The sequence below is a fragment of the Comamonas sp. E6 genome, assembly GCF_001010305.1.
Lineage (GTDB): Bacteria > Pseudomonadota > Gammaproteobacteria > Burkholderiales > Burkholderiaceae_C > Comamonas > Comamonas thiooxydans.
Genome location: NZ_BBXH01000003.1, coordinates 77,069 through 88,853 on the forward strand (window position 1 = coordinate 77,069; position 11,785 = coordinate 88,853).

Below are 11,785 nucleotides of genomic sequence, written 5' to 3' on the forward strand. Positions count from 1 at the left end.
CATATGAACACACGCATCATCTCAGGGGTCGCCTTGAACCGGCGCGGCCTGCTCCAGACACTGGCCGGCAGCATCGTTTTGCTGGGCGGCGGACTGCTCTGGCAACCAATGGCCTTCTCGGCCGAAGAAGCGGTTCGCCTTCCTGTCCCTGCCCTGGACCTCCCGGCCACCGGACCCTCCCCGCAGCGTGCAATCTTTGCCGGCGGCTGCTTCTGGGGAGTACAGGGCGTATTCCAGCACGTCAAGGGCGTGCAACGCGCGGTCTCCGGCTATAGCGGAGGTGCTGCATCCACCGCCTCCTACGAGCTGGTCAGCCGCGGCAACACCGGCCATGCAGAATCGGTCGAGATCACCTTCGATCCGACCCAGGTGAGCTATGGAAAGCTGCTGCAGATATTTTTCTCTGTCGTCCACGATCCCACCCAGCTCAACCGACAGGGTCCGGACACAGGAACGCAGTATCGCTCGGCAATTTTCACGACCAGCCCGGCCCAGCTCAAGACAGCGCAGGCTTACGTCGCGCAGCTCGATGCAGCGCGCCTGTATCCCAAACCCATAGTCACCCGCCTCGAGGACAAGGCCAGTTTCTATCCGGCCGAGCTCTACCACCAGGACTTCATGACCGAAAACCCGCGCCACCCCTATATCGTCTTCAACGATATTCCCAAGGTGAACAGCCTCAAGCGCCTCTTCCCCGACAGCTACCGCAGCGAACCGGTTCTGGTAAAGAAAACGCGCCCATAGCGACTCCATCTCAGCGATGCTGCGGCAGAGCAGCAATTGTCGGCGCAGCTGATGGCCTGCTGCACGCCCTGACGATCCTGCCGCATCAAGGGCGCCCGATGAGTACCATCCTGCCCATCGGCTTCGGTCATGTCCGGCACCACCGCCAGCAGCCTGTGCAGCATGTCTTCGCTCCCCCTCTGCATCCTCATGCAGCCACCGCTCAGCCAGCGCACGCAGCAGGACGAGGTACTCAGGCACAGCCGGCGCGGCTGGATCAGCGTCCACGATTGCCACCACGGCAAGGTCGGGATCAATGCGCTGGCCTGGCTCGAACAACTTCCGCACGGCGAAGTCTGGTTGCACGCCTTCCGCGCGGTCATCCAAGAATCATCAGGGCTGAGACCTCTGCGCGCCTCAGGCCGGGAAATTGGCTCAGCCCTGGCCAGGCAGATTGCAGCATATGCCGAAGGGCTTTTCGCCCCTCGGCCAGCCTGGCACATACCTTGCTCTGGCCGGAATGGCTGCTGCCACGCCGTCCACTTCAAGCTGCAAAGCCCGTGCCAACGGGACGTACGCAGTACGCACACAAACAAAAAACCTCTTAGGTCAATGACCTAAGAGGTTTTTGTATTTGGTGGGTGATACATGGATCGAACATGTGACCCCTGCCGTGTGAAGGCAGTGCTCTACCGCTGAGCTAATCACCCGATAGGCGTGATTATATCAAGGATTGGCGCTCACATTTTCAAAGTTACGCCAGGCAGTCTTGCCACCGCTGGATTTATCCATCTGCTTGAGCACATCGTCGTGGGATTGCTGCTCCTGCTCATTGGCGCGCAGCACTGGCAACTTGAAGCTGCTCAGGTCCACCGAGGGAACGACAATCGCTCCAGCCGCCGGAGCATCTGCCGGCTCCTCGGTCATGAGCAAGGCATCTTGCCCACGCGTGAGATTGATGTAGACATCCGCCAGCAGCTCCGCATCCAGCAAAGCGCCGTGCAGCGTGCGATTGGAATTGTCGACACCCAGGCGATCGCACAGCGAGTCCAGCGAGTTGCGCTTGCCCGGATACATCTCCTTGGCCATGACCAGGGTGTCGAGGACTCCGCCCACGCATTGCTTGAGCGGCGGGCGCTTGGCCAGCTTGAGCTCGTTGTTCAGAAAGCCCAGGTCGAACGGCGCATTGTGGATGATGAGCTCTGCACCCTGCAGATACTCCCAGATCTCGTCGATCTTTTCCTCAAAGCGCGGCTTGTCCTTGAGGAACTCCGTGGTGATGCCGTGCACGCGCAAGGCATCTGGATGGCTGTCCCGACCCGCATTGAAATACAGATGCAGATTGTTGCCGGTGAGCTTGCGATTGACCAGCTCCACGCAGCCCAGCTCGATCAGACGATCGCCATCGATGGCCGACAGGCCGGTCGTTTCCGTATCCAGAACAATTTGGCGCGACATTCAATTTCTCCCAATTACCTGCGGCGCTCACATCGCCCAACAATTTCTAAAACAAGCGCGCACCAAAGCCAGGACACCGAGGAATCGCCGCCGCGCACCGAGGGTGTCGTCCCCCTCCCCTGGCGCGAAGCGCGTAGAGAGAGGGGGAAGGCGCAAAGCGCCTCAGGGGGTGCTCAGTGATTTTCCTTAGCGTGGTTGATGGAGTACTTGGGGATCTCCACCGTCACATTCTCGCGCGCCAGAATCGCCTGGCAGGACAGGCGCGACTGAGGCTGCAGACCCCAGGCCTTGTCGAGCAGGTCTTCTTCCTCTTCCTCCGCCTCGTTCAGGGAGTTGAAGCCCTCCTTGACGATGACATGGCAGGTCGTGCAGGCACAGCTCATATCACAGGCATGCTCGATATTGATGCCGTTGTCCAGCATGGCTTCACAGATCGAAGTGCCGACGGGAGCTTCGATTTCCGTGCCATTGGGACAGTACTCGGCGTGAGGAAGAATTTTGATGATGGGCATTGTTCTGTTTATGAATTAAATGGTGTTGACACTCTTGCCGGCCAGCGCCTGCTGGATGCTGCGATTCATGCGTTCGGCCGCAAACGACTCGGTTCCCTTGGCCAGGGCCTGTGTTGCGCCTTCCACGACGGCCGGATCATCACTGGCGACGGCCGCGCGTAGCGCTGTCATCAGACCGTCAATGCTGTCGCGCTGCTCGGCGCTGAGCACATCCCCATCCACATCCAGCGCGCTCTGCGTGGCCAGCAGCATGCGATCGGCATCCACGCGGGCCTCGACCAGGGCGCGGGCTTTCATGTCTTCCTGGGCCGTGGCAAAACCGTCCTGCAGCATCTGGGCGATCTGGTCGTCGGAAATGCCGTAGGAAGGCTTGACGTTGATATGCGCTTCGACGCCGCTGGTCTGCTCCTTGGCGCTGACGGACAGCAGGCCGTCGGCATCGACCGTGAAGGTCACGCGGATGCGCGCCGCACCGGCAGCCATGGGCGGAATGCCGCGCAACTCGAAACGCGCCAGGCTGCGGCAGTCCGCCACCAGATCACGCTCGCCTTGCACCACGTGAATGGCCAGAGCGGTTTGCCCGTCCTTGTACGTCGTGAAGTCCTGTGCGCGGGCCGTGGGGATGGTCTCGTTGCGCGTGATGATGCGCTCGGACAGGCCACCCATGGTTTCCACACCCAGCGACAGCGGGATCACATCCAGCAGCAGCAGGTCGCCGGCGGTATTGTTGCCGGCCAGTTGATTGGCCTGAATGGCAGCGCCCAGGGCCACCACTTCGTCGGGGTTGAGATTGGTCAGCGGCTCGCTGCCGAAGAAGTCGGCCACGGCCTGGCGAATCTGGGGCATGCGGGTGGAACCACCGACCATGACCACGCCCTGCACCTCATCGCGGCCCAGGTCTGCATCCTTGAGCGCGCGGCGCACAGCCGCAAGGCTCTTGCTGGTTAAGTGAGCAGTCAGCGCAATGAATTCCTCACGCTTGACATCAAAAGACACTGAACCCGAGGAAATATCAGCGGTAAACGCTACAACTTCTGATTCAGTCAGGGCCTGCTTGCAATGGCGCGCGGCAATGCGCCAGGCGGTCTTGTCTGCTGCCGACTCCAGCTGCGTGCCGGTCTTTTCCGCCACCCAGGCAGCCAGCGCGTCATCGTAGTCGTCGCCGCCCAATGCCGAGTCACCACCTGTGGCGATCACTTCGAACACACCCTGTGCAAGACGCAGCACAGAGATGTCGAAGGTGCCGCCACCCAGATCGTAGACAGCGTAGACGCCCTCTGCCGCGTTGTCCAGGCCGTAGGCAATGGCTGCTGCCGTGGGCTCGTTGATCAGGCGCAGCAAGTTGATGCCTGCCAGCTTGGCTGCATCCTTGGTGGCCTGGCGCTGGGCATCGTCAAAGTACGCAGGCACCGTGATGACTGCACCATAGAGATCGTCGTCGAACGTGTCTTCGGCACGGAAACGCAAGGTCGCCAGAATTTCGGCACTGATTTCCACGGCCGTCTTGGCGCCGTCCACGGTTTCGACGGAGATGACGCTGCTGTCATCGGTCTTGAAGCGATAAGGCAGCTTCTCGGGCGATTCGATATCAGCCAGGCTTCGCCCCATGAAGCGCTTGGCCGAGCTGATAGTGTTGGCAGCATCCTGCGCCTGCGCGGCCTTGGCATCAAAACCGATCTGTCGGCGGCCCATTTCCATGTAACGCACCACCGATGGCAGCAGCACACGCCCCTGATCGTCGGGCAGGCATTCGGCCACGCCGTTGCGCACTGCAGCGACCAGAGAATGCGTGGTGCCCAGGTCGATACCTACAGCAATGCGTCGCTGGTGGGGATCGGGGGATTGGCCGGGCTCGGAAATCTGCAAAAGCGCCATGAAATTCTTCTTTTGAAACATCAGAGGCCAGCGTGGCTGGCCCGCTCAAGGTGGATACGCTGCGTGCCTAGGGCACAGCGCGTTGCTCTGGCTCTTATTGTCCCAGTTGATCGCGACGGCGATCCACATCTTGCGCAAATCGCGCAACAAACATGAGGGCTCTCACCTGCTGCACGGCAGCGGCGGCATCGCCAGCCTCGTCCAGCAGACGACCGCATTCGCCAAGCATCTGCTTTTTGGCAGCGAGCATCTCGCCCTCCAGAGCATCCAGCTCCTGCTCGCTGGCAGCGTCTTCCAGCGCTTCGCGCCACTCCATCTGCTGCATCAGAAATGCCGCAGGCATGGCCGTGTTGTCTTCAGCCCGCACCGGCGCTCCCGCCAGCTCGCACAGATAGGCGGCGCGCTTGAGCGGGTCCTTGAGGCGCTGATAGGCCTCGTTGATGCGTACCGACCATTGCATGGCCACGCGCTGCGCGGCTGCGCCCTGGGCGGCAAAGCGGTCGGGATGTGCTTCACGCTGCAGCTCTTTCCAGCGTGCGTCGATCTGGCTGCGCTCCTGCGCAAACTTGCGCGGCAGGCCAAACAATTCAAAGTCGTCAGATTGCAGATTCATGGCATTAAAAAACCGCCTGCAGCAGCGCTGAGGCGGTTCCGTTCTTACGCTTGGGCGCTACACACGCCAGGGACACCGAGCAAGAGCCGCCTCGCAGCGAAGGTGTCGTCCCCTTGGGGGGAAGGCGCGAAGCGACTCAGGAGAAAATCAAATCCTGAAGCTCTCGCCACAACCGCAGCGATCACGCTCATTGGGGTTGTGGAACTTGAAGCCCTCGTTCAGGCCTTCGCGCACAAAATCCAGTTCCGTGCCATCGATATAGGCCAGGCTCTTGGGGTCGATCAACACCTTGATGCCGTGGTCTTCAAACACCACATCATCGGGCTGGACTTCGTCCACATATTCCAGCTTGTAGGCCAAGCCGGAACAGCCCGTGGTCTTCACTCCGAGGCGCACGCCAATCCCCTTGCCGCGACGCGAAAGGTAGCGGTTCACATGACGGGCAGCCGCCTCGGTCATTGAGATGGCCATGGCCTTAGGCTTCCGTCGCCGTGCGCTTTGCGCGGTAGTCGTTCACAGCAGCCTTGATGGCGTCTTCAGCCAGGATGGAGCAATGAACCTTGACCGGTGGCAGCGCCAGTTCTTCGGCGATCTGGCTGTTCTTCAGAGCTGCAGCCTCATCCAGCGTCTTGCCCTTGACCCATTCAGTCACCAGCGAAGACGAGGCGATGGCAGAGCCGCAGCCATAGGTCTTGAAGCGTGCATCTTCGATCACGCCGGTGGCAGGATTGACCTTGATCTGCAGCTTCATCACGTCGCCGCAAGCGGGCGCACCCACCATACCCGTGCCCACGGAGTCATCGCTCTTGTCGAACGAGCCCACGTTGCGGGGGTTTTCATAGTGGTCAACAACTTTTTCGGAGTAAGCCATGGTGTCTACCTCTTGAACTCTTTGTAATCTATGCTTAGTGTGCAGCCCATTGAATAGTGCTGAGGTCGATGCCGTCTTTGTACATCTCCCACAGAGGGCTCAGCTCGCGCAGCTTCAGCACGTTTTCGCGGATCGACTTGATCGCGTAGTCAATTTCTTCTTCCGTCGTGAAGCGACCAAAGGTCATGCGCAAGGAACTGTGTGCCAGCTCATCGCTGCGGCCCAGGGCACGCAGCACATAGCTGGGCTCCAGGCTGGCGGATGTGCAGGCGGAACCCGAGGACACGGCCAGACCCTTGATGCCCATGATCAGCGACTCGCCTTCGACGAAGTTGAAGCTCATGTTCAGGTAATGGGGAACGCCGTTCTCCATATCGCCGTTCACGAACACCTGCTCCAGATCCTTCAGACCATCGAGCAGACGCTTGCGCAGTGCACGTGCGTGCTCCATATCCTTGGCCATCTCTTCCTTGGCAATGCGGAAGGCTTCGCCCATGCCCACGATCTGGTGGGTTGCCAGCGTGCCGGAACGCATGCCGCGTTCATGACCGCCGCCGTGCATCTGAGCTTCCAGGCGCACGCGCGGCTTGCGGCGCACGTACAGCGCACCGATGCCCTTGGGGCCGTAGGTCTTGTGCGAAGCCAGGCTCATCAGGTCGATGGGCATGGTCTGCATGTTCAGATCCATCTTGCCCGAGGCCTGAGCGGCGTCGACGTGGAAGATGATGCCCTTCTCACGGCACAGGGCGCCAATGGTGTTCAGATCCTGAACCACACCGATCTCGTTGTTCACGGCCATCACGCTGGCGAGGATGGTGTCGGGACGGATCGCGGCTTTGAACACTTCGATGTCCAGCAGACCGTTTTCCTGCACGTCCAGATAGCTGACTTCAAAGCCCTGGCGCTCCAGTTCACGCATGGTGTCCAGCACAGCCTTGTGCTCGGTCTTCACGGTGATCAGGTGCTTGCCCTTGCCCTGGTAGAAATGCGCTGCACCCTTGATGGCCAGGTTGTCGGACTCGGTCGCGCCGCTGGTCCAGACGATTTCACGCGGGTCGGCGCCAATCAGATCGGCGACCTGCTTGCGGGCCTTCTCGACGGCTTCTTCGGCTTCCCAGCCCCAGGCATGGCTGCGCGATGCGGCATTGCCAAAATGTTCACGCAGCCAGGGAATCATGGCGTCCGCCACGCGGGGGTCCACCGGAGTGGTTGCACCGTAGTCGAGATAAATGGGAAAGTGCGGGGTCATGTCCATGACTGGCTCGTCTTGTTTTTGGCTGACAAATCGTGAGGAATCGATGCACCTTGTGGTGCCATCAGGGCGAAGAAACATGCCGCACAGCCATGCATGCATCCAGGCCCTGACTATCGGAGTCGGGCTTCATGCCGATCTGGTTGCCGCCCGAGCACTGCTCGAGCGGCCCCGGATCAGGATTTCGCGAAGGCGTTACCCAGGGCGAACACCGAGTTCGGTGCGTTCACACGAATGGGCTTGACCACGGGTGCTGTGGAGATGGCGCGGCGCACCACGGGCTTGTCCTCGATCTGGATGCCCTTGGCCAGTTGCTCGTCCACCAGCTTTTGCAGAGTGACGGAGTCCAGGAATTCCACCATGCGCTGATTCAGTGCAGCCCACAGCTCATGGGTCATACAGCGGCCGGCTTCGCCCAGACAGTTTTCCTTGCCACCGCACTGGGTCGCATCAATAGGTTCATCCACCGAGACGATGATGTCAGCCACGGTGATGTCCGTTGCCTTACGGGCCAGGGTGTAGCCGCCGCCGGGGCCACGGGTGGATTCCACCAGTTCGTGGCGACGCAGCTTGCCAAACAACTGTTCCAGATAGGACAGCGAAATCTGCTGACGCTGGCTGATGGCAGCCAGAGTCACAGGGCCATTGTTCTGGCGCAGTGCCAGGTCGATCATCGCGGTGACCGCAAAGCGGCCTTTGGTCGTAAGACGCATACGAGCTCCTTCAGTCAGGATTGTTCGTTACAGAAACGCACGCCCGGTCACAGTACCTAGACGAGCACAGTCTCCGCCCTTACTCCGTCCTGTGATTAGGTTCAGAGCCCTTCTGTGAGGGAAGTTTGTTGTTGAGTGTTTGAGGCGAGTATATCACATTCCCCATCAATTTTGTCGGGTAACAGCGTGCACTCACGTAATAACCCCGAGATTTGCGAAGAAATATTCCTACGGTGCCGCCCCGAACAATTGCTGTTTGAGAAGCGAAAGCTGGTCTCGCACACGCGCTGCCTGCTCGAATTCCAGGTTCCTGGCGTGCTCCAGCATTTGCTTCTCCAGACGCTTGATCTCCTTGGCGATGTCTTTCTCCGACATATCCTCGACACGTGCCTGTTGTAGAGCCTGCTCCTGCAGACGTTCGGCCTCTTTGCCGCTTTTTTCGCTGTAGACACCATCAATCAGGTCTTTCACCCTCTTGACAATCTGTTTTGGCACGATTCCGTTGGCTTCGTTGAAAGCCATCTGTTTTTCGCGGCGTCTCTCGGTTTCGCCGATGGCTTTCTTCATGGACTCCGTGATCCGGTCCGCGTACAGAATAGCCTTGCCGTTGACGTTGCGCGCCGCGCGACCTATGGTCTGGATCAGGCTGCGCTCGGCACGCAGAAAACCTTCCTTGTCGGCATCCAGAATCGCCACCAGAGAGACCTCGGGAATATCCAGGCCTTCGCGCAGCAGGTTGATGCCGACCAGCACATCGAAGGCTCCCAGACGCAGGTCGCGGATGATTTCCACACGCTCCACCGTGTCCACGTCGGAGTGCAGATAGCGCACCTTCACACCGTTGTCGGTCAGGTATTCGGTCAGCTGCTCGGCCATGCGCTTGGTCAGCGTGGTGATGAGCACGCGCTCCTCCAGCTCCACGCGCTGGCGGATCTCCTGCAGCACGTCGTCGACCTGATGGATGGCCGGCCGCACTTCGATCTCGGGATCGACCAGGCCCGTGGGGCGCACCACCTGCTCCACCACCTGCCCGGCATGAGTCTTTTCATATTCGGCGGGCGTGGCCGAGACAAACACCACCTGGCGCATGCGCTGCTCGAACTCCTCGAACTTGAGCGGCCGGTTGTCCAGCGCCGAAGGCAGGCGGAAGCCATATTCCACCAGCGTGGTCTTGCGCGCCCGGTCGCCGTTGTACATGGCGTTGAGCTGGCCGATCATCTGATGGCTCTCGTCGAGGAACATGATGGCATCGCGCGGCAGATAGTCCGTCAGCGTGCTGGGCGGATCGCCGGGCCTGGAGGCCGAGAGATGGCGCGTGTAGTTCTCGATGCCCTTGCAGTGCCCCACTTCGCTGAGCATTTCCAGATCGAAGCGCGTGCGCTGCTCCAGGCGCTGCGCCTCCACCAGCTTGCCCATGCCCACGAGCTGCTTGAGGCGCTCGGCCAGCTCTTCCTTGATGGTCTCCACGGCCGCCAGCACCTTGTCGCGCGGCGTCACATAGTGGCTGCTGGGATAGATGGTGAAGCGCGGAATGTTCTGGCGCACCCGGCCCGTGAGCGGATCGAAGAGCTGCAGGCTCTCGACCTCGTCGTCGAACAGCTCGATGCGCACGGCCAGCTCCGAATGTTCGGCCGGGAACACGTCGATGGTGTCGCCGCGCACGCGGAAGGTGCCGCGCGAGAAATCCTGGTCGTTGCGCTGGTATTGCATGCGGATCAGCTGCGCAATCGCATCGCGCTGGTTGAGCGTGTCGCCCGCGCGCAGCGTCATGATCATGCGGTGGTAGCTCTCGGGCTCGCCGATGCCGTAGATGGCAGAGACGGTGGCCACAATCACCACGTCGCGCCGCTCCATGATGCTCTTGGTGCAGGACAGGCGCATCTGCTCGATGTGCTCGTTGATGGCGCTGTCCTTTTCGATGAACAGGTCGCGCTGGGGCACATAGGCTTCTGGTTGGTAATAGTCGTAGTAGCTGACGAAGTACTCGACCGCGTTTTTCGGGAAAAACTCCCTGAACTCCGAGTACAGCTGTGCCGCCAGCGTCTTGTTGGGCGCAAACACGATGGCGGGCTTGCCCAGACGCGCGATCACGTTGGCCATGGTGAAGGTCTTGCCCGAACCGGTCACGCCCAGCAGCGTCTGGAAGGACTCGCCGTCATTGACGCCTTCGACCAGTTTTTCGATGGCCGCAGGCTGATCGCCCGCCGGTGGATAGGGCTGGAACAGCTCGAACGGCGAGTCCGGGTATTGCACGAAACGGCCTTGCGGCTCGGCATTCATATTTTGTTCTTGCATGATCTCATGTCCATGACGCATAGGGTAAGCGCGGAGTAGAATGGCAGCCCAACCCTCAAGCCTAACCTAGGCTGATGCGTTTTTTCGAGCACCGGGCAATGCCCTGCCCGTCTAACGCGCTCGGAGCAGTAGCTGGGGGTGACCTGACTTATTTCCATCCATCAAGGATTTTTTCATGTCTCTGTTTACCGCCGTCGAAATGGCCCCCCGCGACCCCATCCTGGGTCTGAACGAGCAATTCAACGCTGACTCCAACCCCAACAAAGTGAACCTGGGCGTGGGCGTGTACTTCGACGACAACGGCAAGCTGCCCCTGCTGGAGTGCGTGCAGGCCGCCGAGAAGGCCATGATGGAAAAGCCCACCGCCCGCGGCTATCTGCCCATCGACGGTATTGCCGCCTATGACAACGGCGTCAAGGCCCTGGTGTTCGGAGCCGAGTCCGACGTGGTCAAGTCCGGCCGCGTGGCCACCGTGCAAGCCATCGGCGGCACCGGCGGCCTGAAGATCGGCGCCGACTTCCTCAAGAAGCTCAACCCCAACGCCAAGGTCCTGATCTCCAACCCCAGCTGGGAAAACCACAAGGCCATCTTCACCAACGCTGGTTTTGAAGTCGGCACCTACGCTTACTACGATGCAGCCACCCGCTCCATCGACTTCGCCGGCATGCTGGCCGACCTGAACGCTGCCGCTGCCGGCACCGTGGTCGTGCTGCACGCCTGCTGCCACAACCCCACCGGCTACGACATCACCGCCGCTCAGTGGGATGAAGTGATCGCCATCGTCAAGGCCAAGGGCCTGGTCGCCTTCCTGGACATGGCCTACCAGGGCTTTGGCCACGGCATCGCCGAAGACGGCGCTGTGATCGGCAAGTTCGTGGCTGCCGGCCTGAACATCTTTGTCTCGACTTCCTTCTCCAAGAGCTTCAGCCTGTACGGCGAGCGCGTGGGCGCCCTGTCCGTGGTGGCCTCCGACAAGGAAGAAGCCGCTCGCGTGCTGTCGCAGCTGAAGATCGTCATCCGCACCAACTACTCCAACCCTCCCACCCATGGCGGCGCCGTCGTGGCAGCCGTGCTGAACAACCCCGAGCTGCACGCTCTGTGGGAAAAGGAACTGGGCGAGATGCGCGTGCGCATCAAGGCCATGCGCCAGAAGCTGGTTGACGGCCTGAAGGCTGCCGGCGTGACCCAGGACATGTCCTTCATCACCACCCAGATCGGCATGTTCTCGTACTCCGGCCTGTCCAAGGACCAGATGGTACGCCTGCGCTCCGAGTTCGGCGTGTACGGCACCGACACCGGTCGCATGTGCGTGGCTGCGCTGAACAGCAAGAACATCGACTATGTCTGCAAGGCCATCGCCGCCGTGATCTAAACTCACGATTCGGGGCTTCGGCCCTGAAGACCAAAGAGCAACGGACTTTTAATCCGTTGCTCTTTTTTTATGGCTGCTTCAGTGTCCACCTATTAATTGAT

Annotated in this window: 11 protein-coding genes and 1 tRNA gene; 2 read left to right on the forward strand and 10 right to left on the reverse strand. The window is 60.5% G+C overall.

What is annotated here, in order from left to right; all coding sequences use genetic code 11:
* The first annotated feature begins 3 nt into the window (after window positions 1-3).
* Entirely contained in the window at window positions 4-744 is a 741-nt protein-coding gene (gene msrA / locus CSE6_RS00750; protein ID WP_059439686.1) for a peptide-methionine (S)-S-oxide reductase MsrA, read from the forward strand.
* 614 nt (window positions 745-1,358) lie between these two features.
* On the opposite strand, the gene CSE6_RS00755 is transcribed toward msrA, so the two are convergent.
* From CSE6_RS00755 to uvrB, 10 genes are all read right to left on the reverse strand, one after another.
* Window positions 1,359-1,433: transfer RNA gene (locus CSE6_RS00755), tRNA-Val, on the reverse strand.
* Between the two features lie 16 nt (window positions 1,434-1,449).
* Entirely contained in the window at window positions 1,450-2,181 is a 732-nt protein-coding gene (dnaQ, locus tag CSE6_RS00760; RefSeq protein WP_003067586.1) for a DNA polymerase III subunit epsilon, read from the reverse strand.
* A gap of 173 nt (window positions 2,182-2,354) precedes the next feature.
* Window positions 2,355-2,693 carry an ISC system 2Fe-2S type ferredoxin gene (gene fdx / locus CSE6_RS00765; RefSeq protein WP_003054218.1) on the reverse strand — a complete coding sequence of 113 codons (339 nt, stop codon included), beginning with the start codon at window positions 2,691-2,693 and terminating at the stop codon, window positions 2,355-2,357.
* 15 nt (window positions 2,694-2,708) lie between these two features.
* On the reverse strand, window positions 2,709-4,568 hold the full coding sequence (gene hscA, locus CSE6_RS00770; protein ID WP_034406145.1) for a Fe-S protein assembly chaperone HscA: 1,860 nt from the start codon (window positions 4,566-4,568) through the stop codon (window positions 2,709-2,711).
* 94 nt (window positions 4,569-4,662) lie between these two features.
* Window positions 4,663-5,181: a Fe-S protein assembly co-chaperone HscB gene (gene hscB, locus CSE6_RS00775; protein WP_003067580.1), complete on the reverse strand. Its 519-nt coding sequence runs from the start codon at window positions 5,179-5,181 to the stop codon at window positions 4,663-4,665.
* Window positions 5,182-5,328: 147 nt separating this feature from the next.
* Window positions 5,329-5,652 carry an iron-sulfur cluster assembly protein IscA gene (gene iscA / locus CSE6_RS00780; protein WP_003054214.1) on the reverse strand — a complete coding sequence of 108 codons (324 nt, stop codon included), beginning with the start codon at window positions 5,650-5,652 and terminating at the stop codon, window positions 5,329-5,331.
* A 4-nt stretch (window positions 5,653-5,656) separates the two neighbouring features.
* Window positions 5,657-6,052, reverse strand: a complete 396-nt coding sequence (iscU, locus tag CSE6_RS00785) for a Fe-S cluster assembly scaffold IscU (protein ID WP_003054213.1) — start codon at window positions 6,050-6,052, stop codon at window positions 5,657-5,659.
* Window positions 6,053-6,086: 34 nt separating this feature from the next.
* The gene (locus CSE6_RS00790; RefSeq protein ID WP_034354231.1) at window positions 6,087-7,307 is read right to left on the reverse strand and encodes an IscS subfamily cysteine desulfurase; all 1,221 of its coding nucleotides are present in this window, start codon (window positions 7,305-7,307) and stop codon (window positions 6,087-6,089) included.
* A 173-nt stretch (window positions 7,308-7,480) separates the two neighbouring features.
* Entirely contained in the window at window positions 7,481-8,017 is a 537-nt protein-coding gene (iscR, locus tag CSE6_RS00795) for a Fe-S cluster assembly transcriptional regulator IscR (RefSeq protein ID WP_003054211.1), read from the reverse strand.
* A 228-nt stretch (window positions 8,018-8,245) separates the two neighbouring features.
* Window positions 8,246-10,312 (reverse strand): excinuclease ABC subunit UvrB, encoded by a 2,067-nt coding sequence (uvrB, locus tag CSE6_RS00800; RefSeq protein ID WP_152668528.1) that lies wholly within the window; start codon window positions 10,310-10,312, stop codon window positions 8,246-8,248.
* A gap of 175 nt (window positions 10,313-10,487) precedes the next feature.
* Between uvrB and CSE6_RS00805 the strand changes: the two genes are divergently transcribed.
* Window positions 10,488-11,684, forward strand: a complete 1,197-nt coding sequence (locus tag CSE6_RS00805; protein ID WP_059439689.1) for an amino acid aminotransferase — start codon at window positions 10,488-10,490, stop codon at window positions 11,682-11,684.
* The last annotated feature ends 101 nt before the right edge of the window (window positions 11,685-11,785 follow it).